Origin of the sequence: Streptomyces sp. ITFR-16 (assembly GCF_031844705.1) — a bacterium.
In the GTDB taxonomy this organism is placed as follows: domain Bacteria; phylum Actinomycetota; class Actinomycetes; order Streptomycetales; family Streptomycetaceae; genus Streptomyces.
Window position 1 is genome coordinate 5,013,139 of record NZ_CP134609.1, and the last position, 23,094, is coordinate 5,036,232.

The window sequence follows — 23,094 nt, forward strand, 5'->3', positions numbered from 1 at the left end:
TCGCCCCAGTCTGCCAAGCTGACCCGCAGCGCGCCGCAGTTGTACGGACCGGTACACACCCATGCCTGGAGCAGCAGCCGATCATGGACCTCGACGTCTTCGTCCACGCCCACCGCATCGAGTGGGACCGCCTGGACCACCTCCTGCACCGCGGGCGCAAGCTCACGGGCGCGGAAGCCGACGAGCTCGTCGACCTCTACCAGCGCACGGCCACGCATCTCTCCCTGATCCAGTCCAGCGCCCCCGACCCGCTGCTCACCGCGCGGCTGACCCAGCTGGTGGCCCGCGCCCGTGCCACGGTGACCGGAACCCGCCGCGCCTCCTGGCGCGACGCCGCGCACTTCCTCACGGCGGGATTCCCGGCAGCGGTCTACCGCTCCCGGCACTGGTGGATACCCACCGCCGTCCTCTCCACCTTGCTGGCCGCGCTGATGGGCTGGTGGATCGGCACCCATCCGGAAGTCCAGTCGGCCATCGCCGCCCCCGAAGACCTCCGGCGCCTGACGAGCCCGGGCGGCGAGTACGAGACGTACTACTCCAGCCACCCGGCGGCCTCGTTCGCGGCGCAGGTCTGGACGAACAACGCGCAGGCCGCCGCCATGTGCCTGGTCCTGGGGGCCTTCCTCTGTGTCCCGGTGATCTGGATCCTGTTCGTCAACGTGCTGAACCTGGCGGTAGGCATCGGGCTGATGTCCTCGGCCGGCCGGCTCGACACCTTCCTCGGACTGATCCTTCCGCACGGACTGCTCGAACTGACGGCCGTCTTCGTCGCGGCCGGCACCGGCCTCAAGCTGGGCTGGACGGTCATCGACCCCGGCCCGCAGACCCGGCGCACGGCGCTGGCGCAACAGGGCCGAGCTGCCATCGGCATGGCTATCGGTCTCGCGCTCGTCCTCTTCGTCTCGGGCGTCATCGAAGGCTTCGTCACCCCGTCCGGCCTCCCGACCTGGGCCCGTATCGCCATAGGGATCGCCGCCGAGCTGGCCTTCCTCACGTACGTCTATGTCCTGGGCGGCCGAGCGGCGCGCGCCGGTGAGCTGGGCGACCTGGAGGCAGCCGAACGCAGCGCGGAACTGCCGGTGGCTGCCTGATGTGCGTACGCCGCGTCTGACCTGCTAGTCTCCTCCTCGCCCCAAAAAGCCGTTGACACGGTGGACAGGGGGAGGTAGATTCAAACGGTTGCCTCGAACTGGACAAGTTCGGGCCCAGCAGTTAGTGTCTAGCTCGCTCTCAACGGAAATTCTATTTCCGCAGAGCCATTGATTCCCACTCTCCGGAACATGACGCCGATTAGGTTCGGCCGAAATGCTTCTGATAAAGTCGAATCAGCCGAAAGGCAAGGCCCCTTCAACGGCCACCGGAAATCAAATTCGAACCGGAAACGGAACGAAATGAGTCTGGTAAGGTTGAAACCGCCGGAAAGGGAAACGCGAAAGCGAAGAACTGGAAAGCGGAAAATGCGAGACCCGCTTCGGCCGGGAATCGGACGCGAAAGAGTCTGATAGAGTCGGAAACGCAAGACCGAAGGGAAGCGCCCGGAGGAAAGCCCGCAGGGGTGAGTACGAAGGAAGCGTCCGTTCCTTGAGAACTCAACAGCGTGCCAAAAGTCAACGCCAGATATGTTGATACCCCGGCCTGCTTCGGCAGGTTGGAGGTTCCTTTGAAAGTCCTGGCAGACCCTTCGGGGTTTGGTAGGCAATGAACACAGCGAGGACACAGTGGACGATCGGTCTTATTCCGGCCTGATTGTTCCGCTCTCGTGGTGTCGACCCGATTACGGGAAAACATTCACGGAGAGTTTGATCCTGGCTCAGGACGAACGCTGGCGGCGTGCTTAACACATGCAAGTCGAACGATGAAGCCCTTCGGGGTGGATTAGTGGCGAACGGGTGAGTAACACGTGGGCAATCTGCCCTTCACTCTGGGACAAGCCCTGGAAACGGGGTCTAATACCGGATAATACTTTCTCTCTCATGGGGGAAGGTTGAAAGCTCCGGCGGTGAAGGATGAGCCCGCGGCCTATCAGCTAGTTGGTGGGGTAATGGCCTACCAAGGCGACGACGGGTAGCCGGCCTGAGAGGGCGACCGGCCACACTGGGACTGAGACACGGCCCAGACTCCTACGGAGGCAGCAGTGGGGAATATTGCACAATGGGCGAAAGCCTGATGCAGCGACGCCGCGTGAGGGATGACGGCCTTCGGGTTGTAAACCTCTTTCAGCAGGGAAGAAGCGAAAGTGACGGTACCTGCAGAAGAAGCGCCGGCTAACTACGTGCCAGCAGCCGCGGTAATACGTAGGGCGCAAGCGTTGTCCGGAATTATTGGGCGTAAAGAGCTCGTAGGCGGCTTGTTGCGTCGGTTGTGAAAGCCCGGGGCTTAACCCCGGGTCTGCAGTCGATACGGGCAGGCTAGAGTGTGGTAGGGGAGATCGGAATTCCTGGTGTAGCGGTGAAATGCGCAGATATCAGGAGGAACACCGGTGGCGAAGGCGGATCTCTGGGCCATTACTGACGCTGAGGAGCGAAAGCGTGGGGAGCGAACAGGATTAGATACCCTGGTAGTCCACGCCGTAAACGTTGGGAACCAGGTGTTGGCGACATTCCACGTCGTCGGTGCCGCAGCTAACGCATTAAGTTCCCCGCCTGGGGAGTACGGCCGCAAGGCTAAAACTCAAAGGAATTGACGGGGGCCCGCACAAGCAGCGGAGCATGTGGCTTAATTCGACGCAACGCGAAGAACCTTACCAAGGCTTGACATCGCCCGGAAAGCCGTAGAGATACGGCCCCCTTGTGGTCGGGTGACAGGTGGTGCATGGCTGTCGTCAGCTCGTGTCGTGAGATGTTGGGTTAAGTCCCGCAACGAGCGCAACCCTTGTTCTGTGTTGCCAGCATGCCCTTCGGGGTGATGGGGACTCACAGGAGACTGCCGGGGTCAACTCGGAGGAAGGTGGGGACGACGTCAAGTCATCATGCCCCTTATGTCTTGGGCTGCACACGTGCTACAATGGCCGGTACAATGAGCTGCGATGCCGCGAGGCGGAGCGAATCTCAAAAAGCCGGTCTCAGTTCGGATTGGGGTCTGCAACTCGACCCCATGAAGTCGGAGTTGCTAGTAATCGCAGATCAGCATTGCTGCGGTGAATACGTTCCCGGGCCTTGTACACACCGCCCGTCACGTCACGAAAGTCGGTAACACCCGAAGCCGGTGGCCCAACCCCTTGTGGGAGGGAGCTGTCGAAGGTGGGACTGGCGATTGGGACGAAGTCGTAACAAGGTAGCCGTACCGGAAGGTGCGGCTGGATCACCTCCTTTCTAAGGAGCACTTCTTACCGGGCTTGCCTGGTCAGAGGCCAGTACACCGGCGAATGTTCGGTGCTGGTTGCTCATGGGTGGAACGTTGACTATTCGGCACGGTTGGCAAGTTTTCGTTAGTACTGCTTCGGCGTGGAACACGTAGACGGGTTGACTGTGCCGGGCACGCTGTTGGGTATCTGAGGGTACGGCCGTCATGGTCGTCCTTCGGTTGCCGGCCCCAGTGCACTCGTCCGGAAGGGCGGGGTGATGGGTGGCTGGTCGTTGTTTGAGAACTGCACAGTGGACGCGAGCATCTGTGGCCAAGTTTTTAAGGGCGCACGGTGGATGCCTTGGCACCAGGAACCGATGAAGGACGTGGGAGGCCACGATAGGCCCCGGGGAGCTGTCAACCGAGCTTTGATCCGGGGGTGTCCGAATGGGGAAACCCGGCAGTCGTCATGGGCTGTCACCCGCTGCTGAACACATAGGCAGTGTGGAGGGAACGAGGGGAAGTGAAACATCTCAGTACCCTCAGGAAGAGAAAACAACCGTGATTCCGGGAGTAGTGGCGAGCGAAACTGGATCAGGCCAAACCGTATGCGTGTGATACCCGGCAGGGGTTGCGCATGCGGGGTTGTGGGATCTCTTTTTCATGGTCTGCCGGCTGTGAGACGAGTCAGAAACCGTTGATGTAGGCGAAGGACATGCGAAAGGTCCGGCGTAGAGGGTAAGACCCCCGTAGCTGAAACATTGACGGCTCGTTTAAGAGACACCCAAGTAGCACGGGGCCCGAGAAATCCCGTGTGAATCTGGCGGGACCACCCGTTAAGCCTAAATATTCCCTGGTGACCGATAGCGGATAGTACCGTGAGGGAATGGTGAAAAGTACCGCGGGAGCGGAGTGAAATAGTACCTGAAACCGTGTGCCTACAAGCCGTGGGAGCGTCGCGCATCGAGCTTGCTCGGTGCGTCGTGACTGCGTGCCTTTTGAAGAATGAGCCTGCGAGTTTGCGGTGTGTTGCGAGGTTAACCCGTGTGGGGAAGCCGTAGCGAAAGCGAGTCCGAATAGGGCGGTTTAGTAGCGCGCTCAAGACCCGAAGCGGAGTGATCTAGCCATGGGCAGGTTGAAGCGGAGGTAAGACTTCGTGGAGGACCGAACCCACCAGGGTTGAAACCTGGGGGATGACCTGTGGTTAGGGGTGAAAGGCCAATCAAACTCCGTGATAGCTGGTTCTCCCCGAAATGCATTTAGGTGCAGCGTCGTGTGTTTCTTGCCGGAGGTAGAGCACTGGATAGGCGATGGGCCCTACCGGGTTACTGACCTTAGCCAAACTCCGAATGCCGGTAAGTGAGAGCACGGCAGTGAGACTGTGGGGGATAAGCTCCATGGTCGAGAGGGAAACAGCCCAGAGCATCGACTAAGGCCCCTAAGCGTACGCTAAGTGGGAAAGGATGTGGAGTCGCAGAGACAACCAGGAGGTTGGCTTAGAAGCAGCCACCCTTGAAAGAGTGCGTAATAGCTCACTGGTCAAGTGATTCCGCGCCGACAATGTAGCGGGGCTCAAGCGTACCGCCGAAGTCGTGTCATTCCAGCATTAAGGGCCAACGCCTGCTGGGATGGGTAGGGGAGCGTCGTGTGCCGGGTGAAGCAGCCGCGGAAGCGAGTTGTGGACGGTTCACGAGTGAGAATGCAGGCATGAGTAGCGATACACACGTGAGAAACGTGTGCGCCGATTGACTAAGGGTTCCTGGGTCAAGCTGATCTGCCCAGGGTAAGTCGGGACCTAAGGCGAGGCCGACAGGCGTAGTCGATGGACAACCGGTTGATATTCCGGTACCCGCTTTGAAACGCCCAGTACTGAATCAGGCGATGCTAAGTCCGTGAAGCCGGCCTGATCTCTTCGGAGTTGAGGGTAGTGGTGGAGCCGACGAACCAGACTTGTATTAGGTAAGCGATGGGGTGACGCAGGAAGGTAGTCCAGCCCGGGCGGTGGTAGTCCCGGGGTAAGGGTGTAGGCCGTGTGGTAGGTAAATCCGTCACACATTAGGGCTGAGACCTGATGCCGAGCCGATTGTGGTGAAGTGGATGATCCTATGCTGTCGAGAAAAGCCTCTAGCGAGTTTCATGGCGGCCCGTACCCTAAACCGACTCAGGTGGTCAGGTAGAGAATACCGAGGCGTTCGGGTGAACTATGGTTAAGGAACTCGGCAAAATGCCCCCGTAACTTCGGGAGAAGGGGGCCATCACTGGTGATGACATTTACTGTCTGAGCTGGGGGTGGCCGCAGAGACCAGCGAGAAGCGACTGTTTACTAAAAACACAGGTCCGTGCGAAGCCGTAAGGCGATGTATACGGACTGACGCCTGCCCGGTGCTGGAACGTTAAGGGGACCGGTTAGCTGACTTTCGGGTTGGCGAAGCTGAGAACTTAAGCGCCAGTAAACGGCGGTGGTAACTATAACCATCCTAAGGTAGCGAAATTCCTTGTCGGGTAAGTTCCGACCTGCACGAATGGCGTAACGACTTCTCGACTGTCTCAACCATAGGCCCGGTGAAATTGCACTACGAGTAAAGATGCTCGTTTCGCGCAGCAGGACGGAAAGACCCCGGGACCTTTACTATAGTTTGATATTGGTGTTCGGTTCGGCTTGTGTAGGATAGGTGGGAGACTTTGAAGCGGCCACGCCAGTGGTTGTGGAGTCGTCGTTGAAATACCACTCTGGTCGTGCTGGATGTCTAACCTGGGTCCGTGATCCGGATCAGGGACAGTGTCTGATGGGTAGTTTAACTGGGGCGGTTGCCTCCTAAAGAGTAACGGAGGCGCCCAAAGGTTCCCTCAGCCTGGTTGGCAATCAGGTGTTGAGTGTAAGTGCACAAGGGAGCTTGACTGTGAGACCGACGGGTCGAGCAGGGACGAAAGTCGGGACTAGTGATCCGGCAGTGGCTTGTGGAAGCGCTGTCGCTCAACGGATAAAAGGTACCCCGGGGATAACAGGCTGATCTTCCCCAAGAGTCCATATCGACGGGATGGTTTGGCACCTCGATGTCGGCTCGTCGCATCCTGGGGCTGGAGTCGGTCCCAAGGGTTGGGCTGTTCGCCCATTAAAGCGGTACGCGAGCTGGGTTTAGAACGTCGTGAGACAGTTCGGTCCCTATCCGCTGTGCGCGTAGGAATATTGAGAAGGGCTGTCCCTAGTACGAGAGGACCGGGACGGACGAACCTCTGGTGTGCCAGTTGTCCTGCCAAGGGCATGGCTGGTTGGCTACGTTCGGAAAGGATAACCGCTGAAAGCATCTAAGCGGGAAGCCTGCTTCGAGATGAGTATTCCCACCTCCTTGAGGGGTTAAGGCTCCCAGTAGACGACTGGGTTGATAGGCCAGATGTGGAAGCCCGGTAACGGGTGGAGCTGACTGGTACTAATAGGCCGAGGGCTTGTCCTCAGTTGCTCGCGTCCACTGTGTTAGTTCTGAAATAACGAACGGCTGTGATGGTACCGGTTGTTTTGAATTTCATAGTGTTTCGGTGGTCATTGCGTTAGGGAAACGCCCGGTTACATTCCGAACCCGGAAGCTAAGCCTTTCAGCGCCGATGGTACTGCAGGGGGGACCCTGTGGGAGAGTAGGACGCCGCCGAACTCCTTTTGTGGAAGAGCCCCGTGCCCTTGTGGCACGGGGCTTTTCTGCGTTCCGGGACCGTTTCTCCCGGCCCCCGCCGTTCTCATAGGCGGCCCGCAGCCTTGAGGGCCAGGTAGGTGTCGGCGAGTGCCGGCGCGAGGTTGTCCGGTGTGGCGTCGACAACAACCACCCCGTGGCGCTGGAGCTGATCCGCGGTGTGTCGTCGACGCGCCTGGGCCTGGGCTCCGGCAGCCGCCTCGTAGATCGCGTCCACTGTGCCGCGTGCGCGCACCATGTCCTCGACATGGGGGTCGCTCACGGACGCCAGCAGCACGGTGTGCTTCTGAGTGAGGCGAGGCAGCAGGGGCAGCAGTCCCTCCTCGATGGGGGCCGCGTCGAGGCTCGTCAGAAGGACGATCAAGGAATGGCGAGGTGCCTGGGCCAGCGCTGCGGCGCTGAGGCCTCGGGCATCTGTCTCCACGAGCTCCGGCTCGAGCGGCGCCATCGCGTCGACCATGGCGGACAGGACCTCCCCGGGCGCCCTGCCCTGGACCTGGGCGCGGATGCGCCGGTCGTAGGCGAGCAGGTCGACACGGTCGCCGGCGCGGGTGGCGAGGGCGGTGAGCAGGAGTGTCGCGTCCATTGCCGCGTCGAGTCGTGGAACATTGCCGACCCGGCCTGCGGAAGTGCGGCCGGTGTCGAGGACGACGAGGATGTGCCGGTCGCGCTCGGGGCGCCAGGTCCGCACGGCGACAGCGGACTGGCGGGCGGTGGCCCGCCAGTCGATCGAGCGCACGTCGTCGCCCGGAACGTAGTTGCGCAGACTGTCGAACTCCGTCCCCTCGCCGCGGGTCAATACGCTGGTGCGGCCGTCCAGTTCGCGGAGCCTCGCCAGGCGGGAGGGCAGATGCTTGCGGCTCGTGAACGGTGGCAGCACCCGCACCGTCCACGGCACGTCATGGCTTCCCTGGCGGGCCGCGAGCCCCAGGGGGCCGTACGAGCGGACGGTGATCCGATCGGCCCGTCGGTCGCCGCGGCGGGTGGGACGGAGAAACGTGGTGATGCGCCGTCGTTCACCGGACGGGACGGCCAACTTGTGGCGGGACGCGGACTGTTCGGCGCCCGGGAGCCAGCTGCTGGGAGGCCAGGCGTCGCGAAGGTGTGCGCGCAGGCGGCGGCGGGAGGGGTTGACTACGGTGAGTTGCACTTCCGCGCCCTCGCCGAGTCGAACTGTTGTGTCACCGGATCGAGTGAACTGGAGCGGGCGCACTGGCGCTGCCAGGGCATAGTCGCAGAGAATTGCCAAGGAGAGCGGGGCGTTGACCGCGAGCATGCCGGCCCAGCTCGGAGCTATGACGCCTACGGGGAGTGACCCGAGGGCGGCGAGAAGCGCGGTCCGTCCGGTGAGGGCCATGGTTCATCGCCTCATCGGGGTACGGGGACATGGGCGAGCACTGCGGTGATGACGGAGTCGGGGGTGACTCCCTCCATCTCGGCCTCGGGCCGCAGATGGATGCGGTGTCGGAGTGTGGGAAGGGCGAGGGCCTTCACATCGTCCGGGGTGACGTAGTCACGGCCGGTGAGCCAGGCCCAGGCCCTGGCAGTGGAGAGCAGTGCGGTGGCCCCTCGGGGCGATACACCGAGGGAGAGCGAGGGGGAATCACGGGTGGCTCTGCAGATATCCACGACGTAGCCGGCGATCTCGGGGGAGACGGTCGTCCTGGCGACCGCGATGCGAGCGGCTTCCAGATCGGCCGGACCGGCGACCGGGCGTATGCCCGCCGCTTTCAGATCGCGCGGGTTGAAGCCGTCGGCATGGCGGGTCAGGACGTTGATCTCGTCGTCGCGTGAGGGCAGTGGGACCGTCAGTTTCAGCAGGAACCGGTCCAGTTGAGCCTCGGGAAGCGGGTACGTGCCCTCGTACTCGACGGGGTTCTGCGTCGCGGCGACGAGAAAGGGGTCGGGCAGGGGACGGGCCGTTCCGTCGACCGTGACCTGACGTTCCTCCATCGCCTCCAGAAGGGAGGCCTGGGTTTTCGGGGGCGTCCGGTTGATCTCGTCGGCGAGCAGGAGGTTGGTGAAGACCGGCCCCGGCTGGAAGGAGAACTCTGCGGTGCGCGCGTCGTAGACAAGGGACCCGGTCACGTCGCTGGGCATCAGGTCGGGGGTGAACTGCACACGTTTGGTGTCGAGTTCGAGGGAGGCGGCGAGGGCGCGGACCAGCAGGGTCTTGGCCACACCGGGCACGCCTTCGAGCAGGACGTGGCCTCGGCAGAGCAGCGCGACGACGAGTCCGGTGACCGCCGGGTCCTGGCCCACCACGGCCTTGGCGATCTCGGAGCGCAGCGCTTCCAGGGAGGCGCGGGCTGTGTCGTCTCCGCTGACGGTCCCGGTTGACCCGGCGGGCACTGGAGGCGGGGCGCTCATGAGGTGCGGACCTCTCTTTCGAGGGAGTCGAGTTGATCTGCCAGACGTACGAGAGCGGTGTCGTCGGACGGGGCCGGGCCGAAGAGCAGTTCGTGAAGCCCGTCGCCGGCCGTGCTGAGACGGGCGGACAGGGCGGGGAGGAGCGTTGCGGGGGAGTGGGCGTCTTGTGGGGGGACGCCGACGAGGGGGGCCAGCCGGGTTCGGGTGGCCCGGCGGAGTGAGAAAGCGGCCCGGTCGCGGGCGTTGGCCCTGCGGTTGAGGCGGGCGCGGCCTTCGGTGGATTCGGAGGCGCGGATGGCGACGGGAAGCCGTTCGGTGACCAGGGGGCCCAGGCGTCGGGATCGCCAGATCGCGGCGAGGACGGCGGCGAGGGCGAGTTGCAGGGTGCCCCACAGCCAGCCCGAGGGGATCAGGTCGAGGAAGCTGCGCTCGCCGTCCGAGGCGTCGCCGTCCGACCGGTCGCCCCGGCCCCCGGCGCCGCCGGTGGCGGAGGGATCGTTGAGCGAGGGGAGGTACCAGACCAGATGAGGGCGGGAACCGAGCAGTTGAAGGGCCAGGGAGGCATTGCCCTGGTGGTCGAGACGGTCGTTGCAGAGGAAGTCGGGGGAGCCGAGGAGGACGGTGTCACCTGCTGCGGGCTGCCGCAGGAGGAGGAGAGAGGGCAGGTCGTCGGCCGGGTAGCAGGCGAGGGCGTCGGGATCGTCCGATGGGCCGTCCGTTGCGTAGCGGATGCCGCCCGTCTCGACGTCGCCGGCCAGCCGGGCGGCGGGCAGGGAGCACTGAGGGGCTCGCGCGGTCACGGGGGCGGGAGATTCCGCACGGAGGCCGGGAACGAGCGTGTCCACGGAGGTGGGACCCGGGGCGAGAAGGACGGTGCGGCCGCCCGTACCGGTGGTCGCGGTGTGCAGGACGTCCTGCTGGTGAGGGGTCAGCAGATTGGGGGCGGTGACCAGGAGCGTCGTGTCGGTGGCGGCCGCGTCGGTGGCGGCCTTCAGGGTGGTCACGACGCGGACGGAGACTCCCCGGTCCTTGAGGAGTTCGGCGACCGCTCTGCTGCCGTAGCGGTCTGCGGAGCGGGGGTCGAGGCGGCCGTGGTGATCACCGGACCGGGTGGCCGCCAGGGTGATCGCGGCCACGACGAGCAGGAGGACGGCGAGCAGCAGTCCGCGGGTGCGCAGCCAGATCTGGCGGGGTGTGGGGGACGACGAGGTCGAGCGGGTGGTGACCGCGGTCATTCGGCGGCTCCCCGGAGCGTGCCGGTCAGCTGCGGTGTGGCGGCCTCGAGTGCGAGGTCCAGTTCGAGCAGGGACAGATACGAGGACTGCCCGGCGGTGCGGCCGCCGTATGTGACGTCGTCGAACTCCCGGGCTGCCGCGCGCAGGCGGGTGGCCTGTGCGGGGAGGACCCGGCCCGCCTCCGTGGCGGCTTCGTCGGCGGTCCGCCCCGGGCGGGGGTCCAGCAGGGCGCGTTCTTCGAGGGAGCGGACGATGGCGCGCATTCGTTCCTGGACGGCCTGGTTCCAGCGGCCGGCGGCGGCGTGGGCCTCGGCGTCGGCACGGTGCTCGTCGGTGCTGCGGGGGCCTTCGTCGAAGAGGGCGTCGGCAGCGGTCCGGAGGCTGCCCTGCGGGGTGCCCAGCCGCCACCAGAGGGCGGCGGCCAGGGCTATGACGATCAGGGCGAGCACGATCAGTCCGACCGGTCCGCCGGGTGCGGCACCGGAGGCCGACGAGAGGAGGTCACCGATCCAGGTCCAGAGGTGGTCCAGGGCACGGCTGAAGGGGCTCGGATCGTTCTCGTGGTACATCCCCTTGGACAGCTCGCGCCTGGCCGCCTCCCGGGCCGGCACCCGAGGGGTGCCCACCGGTGGTGCCTCGCCGCTCGCCCGGATCAGCAGTCGTGCTGCCGTCGTGGCCCCCGCCCCCGACACGGTGTCAGCTCCTGTTGTCGTAGCCCGGCAGTCCCGCTGCCCTGGCGAGTTCGAGGTCCAGTGCCTCGCGTCGGATGCGCTGGTCGACGTAGAGCAGGGCCACCACACCGGCGGACAGCGGATACGTGATCGTCGCGACGATCACGTCCCCGACGGCGGAGATGATGAGGAACGGCCAGCCGAAGCCGCCGGCGCCCTCGGTGAGGAAGGAGCTCAGACTGCCGTCGTCGACCAGCACGGCGATGAGGCCGAACGGAATGGCGACGATCAGGGCCACGATGGCCGTCAGCAGCCAGGTCAGCGCGAGGATGCCGAACGTCCGCCACCAGGCGCCGCGCACCAGCTTCGCGGAGCGGCGCATCGACGCGGTGATCGACTGGCGCTCCAGCATCAGCGCGGGGGAGGCGAGGCAGAAGCGCACCATCAGCCAGATGAACACGCACCCCGCGACAAGCAGGCCGATGAAGGCGAGCCCGACCCCCGCCGTGTCGCCGATCAGGAAGCCCGGGAGGATGCCCGCTGTCATGATCGCCGCGGCGATGACGGCCAGCAGGAGCGTCAGACCCAGCAGCGGGAGCAGTCTGGGCCGGGCCTCGGCCCAGGCGTCCGCGAGCGTGACGGGACGGCCGAGCACCGAGCGGCTGATCACCACGGTCAGCACCGCCGTGGTGAAGATCGTGGCCAGCATCGAGATCAGCAGGGGCGGGGTGTCGTTGAGGAGGCTGGCGCGGAGCGACTCGGCGGTCTGGCGCAGCGCCTCCGAGCCGGTGGCGTTCCGGTCGATCGTGGGCGGTTCCGGCAGCAGGTAACGCTGGACGAGCAGGATGGCGACCTGGGCGATCACCGAGACCGTGAGGCTGATGCCGAGGACCGTGCGCCAGTGGGCGCGCATGGTGGAGACGGCACCGTCCAGGATCTCGCCGACGCCCAGCGGGCGGAGCGGGATGACACCCGGCTTCGCCGCGGCCGGCGGGTGGCCCCAGCCCGGGCCCTGCGGGGCGCCGCCCCAGACGGGGCGGGGTGGGGGCGCGCCGGGGCCGGTTCCGGCGTTGCTCGGCGGGGACCACTGCCCTGCGGGCGGCTGCGAGGCGGACCAGTTCCCCGCAGGTCCGCTGCCGTCGACGGGTTCGGAGGGCCGGGGGACTCCCGCCTCCGAGCCGTCGGAGGGGGCAGATCCGGGCGAGGCCCAGCCCGGAGTGTCGTTCATGCTCGCTCCTTCACGGTCCTGTCCGCACATCGGGGCGGCAGGTTGGCAGCCATCGTGCCACGCGTTGCACCCGTCCGGGCCTGGCGATGTATCTCCTTCGTTCCTTCATGTCCGGGTGGGTCACCGGGCAGACTGGGCGGATGGCTGATCAGGACGCGCAACCACCGGTGGGCAGCGAACCCGCCGCGCTTTCCGTACTTCGCTGGGACGAGCCCCCGGAAGGCCCTGTGCTGGTGCTCCTCGACCAGACGCGGCTGCCTGCGGAGGAGGCCGAGCTGGTGTGCACCGATGTGCCGGCGCTGGTCGAGGCGATCCGGACCCTGGCGGTGCGCGGAGCACCGCTGCTGGGCATCGCGGGTGCCTACGGCGTGGCCCTCGCCGCCGCTCGGGGCTATGACGTGGCGGAGGCCGCGGAGCTGCTGGAGCAGGCGCGGCCCACCGCGGTGAACCTCGGGTACGGCGTGCGGCGGGCCGCCGCGGCGTACTGGGCGGCCGTCGAGAGGGGGGCCGACGAGGAGCGGGCCGCTGCCGTGGCGCTGGAGGAGGCCAGGGCGCTGCACCGGGAGGACGCGGCGGCCAGTGAGCGGATGGCCCGGTTCGGTCTGGCGCTGCTGGACGAGCTGCTCCCGGGCGGGACCCATCAGCTGCTGACCCACTGCAACACCGGTGCGCTTGTCTCCGGGGGTGAGGGCACGGCCTTCGCGGTGGCGCTCGGCGCGCACCGGGCGGGCCGGCTCCGGCGGCTGTGGGTGGACGAGACCCGCCCGCTGCTCCAGGGCGCCCGGCTCACCGCGTACGAGGCGGCGCGGGCCGGAATGCCGTACAGCCTGCTCACGGACAACGCGGCGGGGTCGCTGTTCGCCTCGGGGGAGGTGGACGCGGTGCTCATCGGAGCGGACCGCATCGCCGCGGACGGTTCCGTGGCCAACAAGGTCGGCAGCTATCCGCTGGCGGTCCTCGCCAAGTACCACCACGTACCGTTCATTGTGGTGGCGCCGACCACGACCGTGGATCTGCGCACCGCGGACGGGGCGTCGATCACCGTGGAGCAGCGCTCGGGGCGAGAAGTGACCGAGCTCACATTCGGGCAGCGCGGGGCGGCGGACGGGGCAACGGGCGGAGTGCTCGTGGCCCCGGTCGGGACACCGTCGTACAACCCCGCCTTCGACATCACGCCGCCGGAGCTCGTCACGGCGATCGTCACGGAGGAGGGCGTAATCTCCCCGGTCACGGGGGTCGGACTGGCAGAGCTGTGTGCCAGATCATCGCAGGTAACGATTAGCTAATGGGATGATGTCGTTTATGAAGGGACGCGTCCTTGTCGTCGACGACGACACCGCACTGGCCGAGATGCTCGGGATTGTGCTGCGTGGTGAGGGGTTCGAGCCGTCGTTCGTAGCGGACGGCGACAAGGCACTTGCTGCATTTCGTGAGGCAAAGCCGGACCTGGTCCTGCTGGATCTCATGCTGCCCGGTAGGGACGGCATCGAGGTCTGCAGGCTGATCAGGGCCGAGTCAGGCGTGCCGATCGTCATGCTCACTGCCAAGAGCGACACGGTTGACGTGGTGGTGGGCCTGGAGTCCGGGGCCGACGACTACATCGTCAAGCCGTTCAAACCTAAGGAGTTGGTTGCCCGGATCAGGGCACGTCTGCGGAGGTCCGAGGAGCCGGCGCCCGAGCAGCTCACCATCGGTGACCTGGTCATAGACGTGGCCGGACACTCGGTGAAGCGGGACGGGCAGTCCATCGCCCTGACCCCGCTGGAGTTCGACCTGCTGGTCGCGCTCGCCCGTAAGCCGTGGCAGGTCTTCACCCGTGAGGTGCTCCTCGAGCAGGTCTGGGGATACCGTCACGCCGCCGACACCCGGCTGGTGAACGTGCATGTCCAGCGGCTCCGCTCCAAGGTCGAGAAGGACCCGGAGCGGCCGGAGATCGTGGTGACCGTCCGAGGTGTCGGTTACAAGGCCGGACCGAGCTGACATGTCCCTGGGTAGCACTGCTCCGAAGCCCGGGGAGCCGGGAGTCCGTGCGGAGCGGGCTGCCGGTTCAGGGCACACGTCGTCTCCGGTCGAGAGGTTCCTGCAGGGCGGCCGGTTGTTCCAGGACCGGGCGCCCGGCGGGCCGCTGCCCCGGTTGCTGATGCGCTGGGTGCGGCGTCCGCTGCTGCCCGCCGTGCGGCTGTGGCGGCGCAATCTTCAGCTGCGGGTCGTCGCCGGCACGCTGCTGATGTCGCTCGGTGTGGTGCTGCTGCTCGGACTCGTCGTGATCGGACAGGTGCGCAACGGCCTGCTGGACGCGAAGGGCAAGGCCGCCCAGACCCAGGCGGCGGGCGGGTTCGCCGCTGCCCAGGAGAAGGCCAACGCTCCGCTGTCCCCCACCGGCCAGGGCGATGACGCGGCGGACGGCACGACGGCCAACAACTCCTGGCGCACCGAGCTCGTCGACCAGCTCGCCAGTGGCGGGAAGAACGCCTTCAACGTGGTGGCGCTCAGCGCCGACGAGGGCTCCCGTGCGCCACGCGGCTCGGGCAGTGTCGAGGCCGCGAGCATTCCGCAGAGCCTGCGTGAGTCGGTGAACAAGGGCCCGGGAGCGTTCCAGACGTACTCCCTGATCCAGTACGCGAACGGGCAGGAGTCGCAGCCCGGCCTCATCGTCGGCAAGCGCCTCTACGACATCGACCGCAATCCGTACCAGCTCTACTACGTCTTCCCGCTGACGCAGGAGGAGAAGTCCCTGACCCTGGTCAAGGGCACGCTGGCGACCGCCGGGCTGTTCGTGGTGGTCCTGCTGGGCGCCATCGCGTGGTTCGTGGTGCGCCAGGTCGTCACTCCCGTACGCATGGCGGCGGGCATCGCCGAACGGCTCTCCGCCGGCCGGCTCCAGGAGCGGATGAAGGTCACCGGCGAGGACGACATCGCCCGGCTCGGTGAGGCCTTCAACAAGATGGCGCAGAACCTCCAGCTGAAGATCCAGCAGCTGGAGGAGCTCTCCCGGATGCAGCGGCGCTTCGTCTCGGACGTCTCGCACGAGCTGCGGACCCCGCTGACGACGGTACGGATGGCCGCGGACGTCATCCATGAGGCGCGCGTCGACTTCGACCCCGTGACCGCACGCTCCGCCGAGCTGCTGGGGGACCAGCTCGACCGGTTCGAGTCGCTGCTCTCCGATCTGCTGGAGATCAGCCGCTTCGACGCGGGCGCCGCCGCGCTGGAGGCGGAGCCGATAGACCTCCGGCAGGTCGTGCGCCGGGTGATCGGCGGCGCCGAGCCGCTGGCCGAGCGCAAGGGCACCCGGATCCGCGTGGTCGGCGACGAGCAGCCCGTGATCGCCGAGGCCGACGCGCGACGCGTCGAGCGGGTCCTGCGCAACCTGGTCGTCAACGCCGTCGAGCACGGCGAGGGACGCGATGTCGTGGTGCGGATGGGCGTGGCCGGCGGAGCCGTCGCCGTGGCCGTCCGCGACTACGGCGTGGGGCTGAAGCCCGGCGAGGCCACCCGCGTGTTCAACCGCTTCTGGCGGGCCGACCCGGCCCGCGCACGGACGACCGGAGGCACCGGCCTCGGGCTGTCCATCGCCGTCGAGGACGCACGGCTGCACGGCGGCTGGCTGCAGGCCTGGGGCGAGCCCGGCGGGGGCTCGCAGTTCCGGCTGACGCTGCCGCGTACGGCGGACGAGCCGCTGCGCGGTTCGCCGATACCGCTGGAGCCCGAGGACTCGCGCCGCAACCGGGAGAACCGGGAGCGGGCCGCCGCCCCCGACACGGGCAGTGAGCACCGGCTGATGGCCGTGCCCTCCCAGCCGGCCGGGACGAGCCGTTCGCCGCTGCCGGTCCCGGCCCGGGCCCCCGTGCCCGCCAGGACCGCACCGGCCTCGGTGCATCCGGCCGCCCTGCCGGGCAACGGCGCACGCGTGGTGCCGCGCCCCGCCGAGGAGCGGTCCGGCAGCCACAACGACTCTCCGGGGCAGGATCCGGGGCAGGAGGACACGACTCGTGGGCACTGACCGTCGTCAGGGCGGCCGTGGACGTGCGGCGGGGCTGACCGTGCTGCTCGGATGCGGCGGGCTGCTGCTCTCCGCCTGCGGCTCGATGCCCGTCACCGGGGACGTGAAGGCCGTCGACGCCTCGCAGCCCGGTGACTCCCAGGTGCAGGTGTACGCGGTCGCGCCGCGTGACGGTGCCACTCCGAACGAGGTGGTCGACGGCTTCCTGGAGTCGATGACCAGCGACGACTCCGATTTCCGGACGACGCGGAAGTACCTCACCAAGGAGGCGTCGAGCAACTGGAAGCCGGGCGCCAACACCACGGTGCTGGCCAAGGCGCCGAACCGGAGCGACCGCCCGTTCCACGACGACGACCGCGGCGCCACCGAGGTCACGTACACCCTGACCGGCGAGAAGGTGGCGACGGTCGACGAGCAGAACGCGTACCAGCCGCTCGCCCCGACCGACTACTCGCGCACACTGCATCTCGTCCGGCAGAACGGCCCGGACGGCAAGGAGTGGCGCATCGACGTCGTGCCGGACGGCCTGGTGCTCGGGCAGTCGGACTTCAAGCGGCTCTACCGCTCCGTCAACAAGTTCTACTTTGCGACCGGGCGGTCCGAGGCACAGTCCACGCTGGTCGCCGACCCTGTCTACATCCGCAACCGCACGGATCCGGCGACCGGGATGGACACGGTGACGCAGGCGGTGCGCAGCCTTCTGCGGGGGCCGACCGACTGGCTGCGGCCGGTGGTCAAGTCACGCTTCCCCGCAGGCACCGGTCTCCGTACGGGCGTCACCTCCCTGTCGCCCGACGACCGCAACGTCCTCAAGGTCCCGCTGAACAAGAAGGCCGACGGGACCGGGCAGCGCACCTGCCGGATGATGGCCTCACAGGTGCTCTTCACCCTGCGCGATCTGACGTCCGCCCGTGTCGAGCAGGTGGAGCTGGAGCGCTCGGACGGTTCGGCGCTGTGCGTGCTCGGGGCGGACCAGGCCGAGGAGTACGCCGCCGACCGCTCGTCGGGGGCGCCCGACAGCCAGTACTTCGTCGACGGCAAGGGCCATGTGCAGCGCATTCCGGGAAGCACCCGGGGCAGTGGTGAGCCGGAGCCGGTCCTCGGACCGTTCGGCAGCGGCTCCCTGCGGGTGAGCGCGGTCGGAGTGGCCCGGGACGAGCAGACGGCGGCGGCGCTCTCGCAGCACGAGGACGCGCTGTACGTCTCCTCGATCGCCGTGGACGGGCAGTTGCCCGTGCCCTCGGTGACGAGCAAGGCCGCGAAGACCAAGGACCGGCTGACGGCGCCCAGCTGGGACGGCCGGGGCGACCTCTGGGTCGCCGACAGGGACCCCGGCAACTCCCGGCTGCTGCGGCTGGCCGGTGGTACCGGAAAGCCGCAGGAGGTGACCGTGCCGAGCCTGGACGGCAGCCGGATCAAGGCCCTGCGGCTGTCCTCCGACGGGGTGCGCATCGCGCTGCTGCTGACGCAGGGCGACCACACGACGCTGAAGATAGGCCGGATCGAGCGGCACGGGCCGCAGGGCAAGGAGCAGGTCTCCGTCGTCGACCTGCGGCAGGCCGCGCCGCAGCTCGCCGATGTGACGGCCATGTCCTGGTCCGGCGGCAGCCGCCTCGTGGTCGTCGGCAAGGAGCAGGGCGGGGTGCAGCAGGTCCGCTATGTGCAGGCGGACGGCTCGACGCCCTCCTCGGGCGTACTGCCCGGGGTGAACCAGGTGCTGGCCATCGCCGCGGCGGACGACGAGCAGCTGCCGCTGATGGCGGACACGTTCGGTGACGGCATAGTGAAGCTGCTGCCCGGAGACAACTGGCAGACGGTCCTCAAGGAAGGTTCGGCGCTGGTCTACCCGGGCTGACCTCCTGACCGGGCCCATGTCCTGCCCGAGCGGGCCCGTTGTCCACAGGGGTGGCCGGGCCGCTGCGGCGCGGGGACAGTGGAGCCATGCGCGAGTGGTGGCGGGAGATCGCCGGACTGGTCCTGCCGGTGGCCTGCGGCGGCTGCGGCAGACCACGGACCGAGCTGTGCGCGGAATGCGGCGCACAGCTCCTCGGCGGGGTGCCGCGCCGGGTGCGGCCCGACCCCGAGCCGCCCGGGCTGCCCGTGGTGCACGCCGCCGCCGGCTACGAGAACGCGGTGCGTGCGGCGCTGCTGGCCCACAAGGAGCGCGGGGTGCTCGGCCTCGCGGGCGGGCTCGGCAGGGCGCTGGCGGGTGCCGTGAGGGCCGGGGCGGGGCGTCCGTCCGACGGGCGGCCGCTGCTGTTGGTGCCCGTACCCTCCGCGCGTCGGTCCGTGGCCGCGCGCGGACATGATCCGGCCCGCCGGATCGCGCTGGCGGCCGCGGCCGATCTGCGGCGTACCGGAACCCCGGCCCGGGTGGCCGCGGTGCTGCGGCAACGGCGGCCGGTGGCCGACCAGTCGGGCCTGGGAGCCCGGGAGCGCCAGGCCAATCTGGCGGGCGCGCTCACCGTCGCGGCCGGGGGCCGGCGACTGCTCGGCGCCGGGCGGGTGGTGCTGGTGGACGACCTGCTGACGACGGGGGCCTCGCTGGCCGAGGCGGCGCGGGCGATCGGCGCGGCGGGCGGACGGGAACACGCCGGTCCTGCGGTGCGTCACGCGGCTGTTGTCGCAGCATCTCCGTCTGCCTTCGAAATAAACCGGAACTGGAAGTGAACTTGCATCGTTGCAGGTAGTGAGTGGGTAAAAAGACCTGAACGGAGGTACGTGCGAGTAGCGGGTGCCGACATCCGGCCCAGCAGGCTATGTTCGGTTGTGAGGAATGGTGAATGCCGGACCTCGACGAATGCACCACCAGGTTTCGGGCAGGCAACCCACCAGTAGTCCGGAAAACGGAAATTCGGTGGGGTGGAGTCCTTGCCGACGGGGGAGGAGGAGGTGGAAGTCACCGAGTCCGCGGCCCCGGCCACTACCGGGGCCTGGTGCAAAAGGGAGATGCTCCGCCACCGAGCGGAGCGATCCGGGAACGGAGTTCTGCGTGGACATCGTCGTCAAGGGCCGCAAGACCGAGGTGCCCGAGCGGTTCCGCAAGCACGTGGCCGAGAAGCTGAAGCTGGACAAGATCCAGAAGTTCGACGGCAAGGTGATCAGCCTCGACGTGGAGGTGTCCAAGGAGCCGAATCCTCGTCAGGCGGACCGTTCCGACCGGGTGGAGATCACGCTCCGCTCGCGTGGACCGGTCATCAGGGCGGAAGCGGCCGCAGGCGACCCGTACGCAGCGCTGGACCTGGCCACCGGCAAGCTGGAGGCGCGGCTGCGCAAGCAGCACGACAAGCGCTACAGCCGCCGCGGTTCCGGCCGCATTACCGCTGCGGAGGTCGGTGAAACGGTGCCGGACGCGGCGTCGTTCAACGGTGACGGCGAGCTGATCGCCGACGAGACGGCACAGCCCGTACCCACCACCAGGATCGGTTCGCTCGAGGTACAGGGCGAAGGACCGCTGGTGATGCGCGAGAAGACGCACGTCGCGGCACCCATGTCGCTCGACCAGGCCCTCTACGAGATGGAGCTGGTCGGACACGACTTCTATCTGTTCGTCGACTCCGACACGAAGGAGCCCAGTGTCGTCTACCGGCGACACGCCTACGACTACGGGGTCATCCACCTGAGGACCGACCCGCTGGCCGCCGACGAGGCGGGCGGCGCGGGCGGTGCGCTCGGCGGCTGACGCGACCACGGAGTGGTGCCCCTGGAGCGTCTGTGCGCCCCCAGGGGCACCCGCGTGCCACCACGGAATCACCGCTTGGACGTCCAGGCATGAAATCATGGCGGCCCAAGCCAATCGGTGCTCTGTGAACTGCCGTTGGCGGACCGTTTGTGAACTTCAGGCCATGGCCTTCAGGGGGAGGAACGATGGCGGACGCCTTCGGGCCCGTGCGTGACGCGAATGACGCCGACGATGCCGCCGGTGCTCATACCGGCAGGGACGAGGACAGCGGTTCCCGCAAGGAACCGATCCGGGTCCTCGTCGTAGACGACCACGCCCTCTTCCGCAGAGGTCTGGAGATCGTCCTCGCGCAGGAGGAGGACATCCAGGTCGTCGGCGAGGCGGGGGACGGGGCGGAGGCCGTCGACAAGGCCGCCGACCTGCTGCCGGACATCGTGCTGATGGACGTACGGATGCCCAAGCGGGGCGGTATCGAGGCCTGCACCTCCATCAAGGAGGTGGCACCCAGCGCGAAGATCATCATGCTGACGATCAGCGACGAGGAGGCCGACCTCTACGACGCCATCAAGGCGGGCGCCACCGGCTATCTCCTCAAGGAGATCTCCACGGACGAGGTGGCCACCGCGATTCGCGCAGTCGCCGACGGCCAGTCCCAGATCAGTCCGTCCATGGCTTCCAAGCTGCTCACCGAGTTCAAGTCGATGATCCAGCGGACCGACGAGCGCCGGCTGGTACCGGCGCCCCGGCTCACCGAGCGTGAGCTGGAAGTCCTCAAACTGGTTGCCACAGGCATGAATAACCGGGATATCGCGAAGGAACTCTTCATTTCCGAGAACACCGTGAAGAACCACGTCCGCAACATTCTGGAGAAGCTCCAGCTGCACTCCCGGATGGAAGCCGTGGTCTATGCCATGCGGGAGAAGATCCTCGAGATCAGGTGACCGGCGGAACCGCTCCTACGCCAGGACGCGGGCGATTTCCCGTGCCAGCGGCTCGCGCAGCTCCGGCGCGTCCACCCGCTCAAGCCGGACGTCCGTGCAGCCCACCCAGGAAGCCGCCTCCGCCAGCGCCTCCGCCATCGGTGCCACCGCCTTGGCGCCCGCCAGGGACACCTGCCGGGCGATCAGCGTGCTGCCGTCCCGGGCCGGGTCGACCCGGCCCTGCAGCTTCCCGCCCGCCAGCAGGGGCATCGCGAAATAGCCGTGGATCCGCTTCGGCTTGGGGACGTACGCCTCCAGGCGGTGCGTGAAGCCGAAGATCCGCTCGGTGCGGGCCCGCTCCCAGACCAGTGAGTCGAAGGGCGACAGCAGCGTCGTCCGGTGCCGGCCGCGCGGCTCGGCGGCCAGCGCCGCCGGATCCGCCCAGGCCGGCTTCGCCCAGCCCTGCACCGTGACCGGCACCAGCCCGGAGTCCGCGACCACGGCGTCGAACTGCTCGCCCTTGAGGCGGTGGTAGTCGGCGATGTCCGCACGGGTGCCGACGCCCAGCGACTGGCCGGCGAGCGCCACCAGTCGGCGCAGGCACTCCGCGTCGTCCAGGTCGTCGTGCAGCACGGAGTCGGGCAGAGCGCGCTCCGCGAGGTCGTAGACCCGCTTCCAGCCGCGCCGCTCGGTGCACACCACCTCGCCGTACATCAGGGCCCGCTCGACGGCCACCTTCGACGCCGACCAGTCCCACCACTCCCCGCCGTTCTTCGCGCCGCCCAGCTCCGTCGCCGTCAGCGGGCCCTCGGCGGTCAGCTGCTTGATGACGGTGTCGTACACCCCGTCCGGCAGGTCGTGGTGCCACTGCGGCCGAGCGCGGTAGGCGCGGCGCCGGAACGCGAAGTGCGGCCACTCCTCGACCGGCAGGATGCACGCCGCGTGCGACCAGTACTCGAAGGCGCGACCGCCCGACCAGTACGCCTCCTCCACCGTGCGCCGGCCGACGGCGCCCAGGCGGGCGTACGGAATGAGCTCGTGCGAGCGGGCGAGCACCGAGATCGTGTCCAGCTGCACGGCGCCCAGGTGCCGCAGCACCCCGGGCACCCCGGCCCGGCGGTCCGGTGCGCCCAGGAAGCCCTGTGCGCGCAGGGCGATCCTGCGTGCCTGGTCGGCGGAGAGTTCGGCTGCGGGAGGCTGCACAGACGTCATGTCTCGAACCCTAGAGTGCGGCACTGACATCCCGGCCGGGAACGGGGACGCTCAGGGCCGGGCGGGGCCCGCCGACGGCAGATAGGGACGGCTGCCGGGCAGCCCGAGGTCGGACGGGAGCAGGGCGGCCGTCCACGTATCGCGTCGCACCCCCTTGTTCAGCAGCCCGGAGCGGCGTTCGCCCTCCATCCGGAAGCCCGCCCGCAGGGCGACGGCCCGGGAGGGGACGTTCCCGGTCTCGGCGCGCCACTCCAGGCGGTCGCCGCCGAGCGCGGTGAAGGTCCAGTGGGCGGCCCGGACCACGGCCTCCGTCGTGTAGCCGAACCCCCGGTGGTCCGGGGCGGTCCAGAACCCGATCTCGTACGTGTCCGGCACCCCGAGCCGGTGGATGCCGACCGCGCCGGCCAGCGCCCCGCCCTCGCGCAGCACCACGGCGAAGTTGTACGCGGAGTCGTCCTGCCAGCCGCCCGGCGAGAACTGCCGGGTGAAGACCTCCGCGTCGGTACGGCGGTACGGGGAGGGGATCACCGTCCAGCGCTGGATCTCCGGATCCTGGCAGGCGGCGTGGACCTCGTCCTCGTCGCCCGGGGCGAAGGGGCGGAGCAGCAGGCGGTCGGTGGTGAGAGTGATCGGCTCCATACACGGATTCTGCGAAGGGAGCGGGCGCTGCGCGAGCACTTTTCGGGCTTCCCGGCACCTTCGGCGCCCTTCGTCCGTTGACTCGGAAGGGCACCGCGGGGTCAACGCGGTGGCAGCCCTCCCGGCGCAGCGGGGTCCTCGCTTACGATGGCCGTTGCGGTGGGGCCCA

15 protein-coding genes and 3 rRNA genes are annotated in these 23,094 nt (G+C 67.7%); 11 read left to right on the forward strand and 7 right to left on the reverse strand.

The features are described from left to right. Window positions 1-83 precede the first annotated feature (83 nt). The 4 genes from RLT58_RS22280 (at window position 84) to rrf (ending at window position 6,929) form a co-directional block, all read left to right on the forward strand. Window positions 84-1,091, forward strand: a complete 1,008-nt coding sequence (locus RLT58_RS22280; RefSeq protein ID WP_311312139.1) for a stage II sporulation protein M — start codon at window positions 84-86, stop codon at window positions 1,089-1,091. Between the two features lie 696 nt (window positions 1,092-1,787). Continuing rightward, window positions 1,788-3,311: ribosomal RNA gene (locus tag RLT58_RS22285) — 16S ribosomal RNA — on the forward strand. Window positions 3,312-3,611: 300 nt separating this feature from the next. Next, window positions 3,612-6,734 (forward strand): 23S ribosomal RNA (locus tag RLT58_RS22290). Window positions 6,735-6,812: 78 nt separating this feature from the next. After that, window positions 6,813-6,929: ribosomal RNA gene (rrf, locus tag RLT58_RS22295) — 5S ribosomal RNA — on the forward strand. Together the 16S, 23S and 5S rRNA genes form the textbook arrangement of a ribosomal RNA operon. An 82-nt stretch (window positions 6,930-7,011) precedes the next feature. Here the strand turns inward: rrf and RLT58_RS22300 are convergent. Genes RLT58_RS22300 through RLT58_RS22320 form a run of 5 tightly spaced genes read right to left on the reverse strand, consistent with a single transcriptional unit; the run spans window position 7,012 to window position 12,469 of the window. Next, a complete protein-coding gene (locus RLT58_RS22300) occupies window positions 7,012-8,322 on the reverse strand; it encodes a DUF58 domain-containing protein (RefSeq protein ID WP_311312140.1) in 1,311 nt (436 codons plus the stop codon). 11 nt (window positions 8,323-8,333) lie between these two features. Further along, window positions 8,334-9,335, reverse strand: a complete 1,002-nt coding sequence (locus tag RLT58_RS22305) for an AAA family ATPase (RefSeq protein ID WP_311312141.1) — start codon at window positions 9,333-9,335, stop codon at window positions 8,334-8,336. After that, window positions 9,332-10,570, reverse strand: coding sequence for a DUF4350 domain-containing protein (locus RLT58_RS22310; protein WP_311312142.1), 1,239 nt, complete (start codon window positions 10,568-10,570; stop codon window positions 9,332-9,334). Before RLT58_RS22310 ends, RLT58_RS22305 begins: the two co-directional genes overlap by 4 nt. Then, window positions 10,567-11,262: a DUF4129 domain-containing protein gene (locus tag RLT58_RS22315; RefSeq protein ID WP_311312143.1), complete on the reverse strand. Its 696-nt coding sequence runs from the start codon at window positions 11,260-11,262 to the stop codon at window positions 10,567-10,569. The genes RLT58_RS22310 and RLT58_RS22315 overlap by 4 nt, the downstream gene beginning before the upstream one ends. Window positions 11,263-11,266: 4 nt before the next feature. Next, window positions 11,267-12,469, reverse strand: a complete 1,203-nt coding sequence (locus RLT58_RS22320) for a DUF7847 domain-containing protein (RefSeq protein ID WP_311312144.1) — start codon at window positions 12,467-12,469, stop codon at window positions 11,267-11,269. 140 nt (window positions 12,470-12,609) lie between these two features. Here RLT58_RS22320 and mtnA point away from each other — a divergent pair, with 140 nt between their 5' ends. The 7 genes from mtnA to RLT58_RS22355 all read left to right on the forward strand — a co-directional run bounded on the left by mtnA (window position 12,610) and on the right by RLT58_RS22355 (window position 21,095). Then, window positions 12,610-13,755 carry an S-methyl-5-thioribose-1-phosphate isomerase gene (gene mtnA, locus RLT58_RS22325; RefSeq protein ID WP_311312145.1) on the forward strand — a complete coding sequence of 382 codons (1,146 nt, stop codon included), beginning with the start codon at window positions 12,610-12,612 and terminating at the stop codon, window positions 13,753-13,755. 4 nt (window positions 13,756-13,759) lie between these two features. Next, window positions 13,760-14,449 (forward strand): two-component system response regulator MtrA, encoded by a 690-nt coding sequence (mtrA, locus tag RLT58_RS22330; RefSeq protein ID WP_005316841.1) that lies wholly within the window; start codon window positions 13,760-13,762, stop codon window positions 14,447-14,449. 1 nt (window position 14,450) lies between these two features. Continuing rightward, window positions 14,451-16,472, forward strand: coding sequence for an MtrAB system histidine kinase MtrB (gene mtrB / locus RLT58_RS22335; RefSeq protein WP_311312146.1), 2,022 nt, complete (start codon window positions 14,451-14,453; stop codon window positions 16,470-16,472). Between the two features lie 85 nt (window positions 16,473-16,557). Beyond that, complete coding sequence (locus RLT58_RS22340) at window positions 16,558-18,327, forward strand: LpqB family beta-propeller domain-containing protein (RefSeq protein ID WP_311314605.1); 1,770 nt, start codon at window positions 16,558-16,560, stop codon at window positions 18,325-18,327. A gap of 86 nt (window positions 18,328-18,413) precedes the next feature. Next, entirely contained in the window at window positions 18,414-19,142 is a 729-nt protein-coding gene (locus RLT58_RS22345; RefSeq protein WP_311312147.1) for a ComF family protein, read from the forward strand. A gap of 322 nt (window positions 19,143-19,464) precedes the next feature. Next, the gene (gene hpf, locus RLT58_RS22350) at window positions 19,465-20,154 is read left to right on the forward strand and encodes a ribosome hibernation-promoting factor, HPF/YfiA family (protein ID WP_311312148.1); all 690 of its coding nucleotides are present in this window, start codon (window positions 19,465-19,467) and stop codon (window positions 20,152-20,154) included. A 185-nt stretch (window positions 20,155-20,339) separates the two neighbouring features. Then, window positions 20,340-21,095, forward strand: a complete 756-nt coding sequence (locus tag RLT58_RS22355) for a response regulator (protein ID WP_311312149.1) — start codon at window positions 20,340-20,342, stop codon at window positions 21,093-21,095. Between the two features lie 15 nt (window positions 21,096-21,110). On the opposite strand, the gene RLT58_RS22360 is transcribed toward RLT58_RS22355, so the two are convergent. Together RLT58_RS22360 and RLT58_RS22365 are read right to left on the reverse strand one after the other, a co-directional pair. Further along, complete coding sequence (locus RLT58_RS22360) at window positions 21,111-22,286, reverse strand: winged helix-turn-helix domain-containing protein (RefSeq protein ID WP_311312150.1); 1,176 nt, start codon at window positions 22,284-22,286, stop codon at window positions 21,111-21,113. A 51-nt stretch (window positions 22,287-22,337) separates the two neighbouring features. Continuing rightward, window positions 22,338-22,925 (reverse strand): GNAT family N-acetyltransferase, encoded by a 588-nt coding sequence (locus RLT58_RS22365; RefSeq protein ID WP_311312151.1) that lies wholly within the window; start codon window positions 22,923-22,925, stop codon window positions 22,338-22,340. Between the last annotated feature and the right edge of the window lie 169 nt (window positions 22,926-23,094).

What these genes read in the sequence shown, in the direction of transcription:
- RLT58_RS22280 (WP_311312139.1), top strand. Translation starts at nt 84, where the DNA reads ATGGACCTCGACGTCTTCGTCCACGCCCACCGCATCGAGTGGGACCGC.
- RLT58_RS22300 (WP_311312140.1), bottom strand. Translation starts at nt 8,322, where the DNA reads ATGGCCCTCACCGGACGGACCGCGCTTCTCGCCGCCCTCGGGTCACTC.
- RLT58_RS22305 (WP_311312141.1), bottom strand. Translation starts at nt 9,335, where the DNA reads ATGAGCGCCCCGCCTCCAGTGCCCGCCGGGTCAACCGGGACCGTCAGC.
- RLT58_RS22310 (WP_311312142.1), bottom strand. Translation starts at nt 10,570, where the DNA reads ATGACCGCGGTCACCACCCGCTCGACCTCGTCGTCCCCCACACCCCGC.
- RLT58_RS22320 (WP_311312144.1), bottom strand. Translation starts at nt 12,469, where the DNA reads ATGAACGACACTCCGGGCTGGGCCTCGCCCGGATCTGCCCCCTCCGAC.
- mtnA (WP_311312145.1), top strand. Translation starts at nt 12,610, where the DNA reads ATGGCTGATCAGGACGCGCAACCACCGGTGGGCAGCGAACCCGCCGCG.
- mtrA (WP_005316841.1), top strand. Translation starts at nt 13,760, where the DNA reads ATGATGTCGTTTATGAAGGGACGCGTCCTTGTCGTCGACGACGACACC.
- mtrB (WP_311312146.1), top strand. Translation starts at nt 14,451, where the DNA reads ATGTCCCTGGGTAGCACTGCTCCGAAGCCCGGGGAGCCGGGAGTCCGT.
- RLT58_RS22340 (WP_311314605.1), top strand. Translation starts at nt 16,558, where the DNA reads ATGCCCGTCACCGGGGACGTGAAGGCCGTCGACGCCTCGCAGCCCGGT.
- RLT58_RS22345 (WP_311312147.1), top strand. Translation starts at nt 18,414, where the DNA reads ATGCGCGAGTGGTGGCGGGAGATCGCCGGACTGGTCCTGCCGGTGGCC.
- RLT58_RS22355 (WP_311312149.1), top strand. Translation starts at nt 20,340, where the DNA reads ATGGCGGACGCCTTCGGGCCCGTGCGTGACGCGAATGACGCCGACGAT.
- RLT58_RS22360 (WP_311312150.1), bottom strand. Translation starts at nt 22,286, where the DNA reads ATGACGTCTGTGCAGCCTCCCGCAGCCGAACTCTCCGCCGACCAGGCA.
- RLT58_RS22365 (WP_311312151.1), bottom strand. Translation starts at nt 22,925, where the DNA reads ATGGAGCCGATCACTCTCACCACCGACCGCCTGCTGCTCCGCCCCTTC.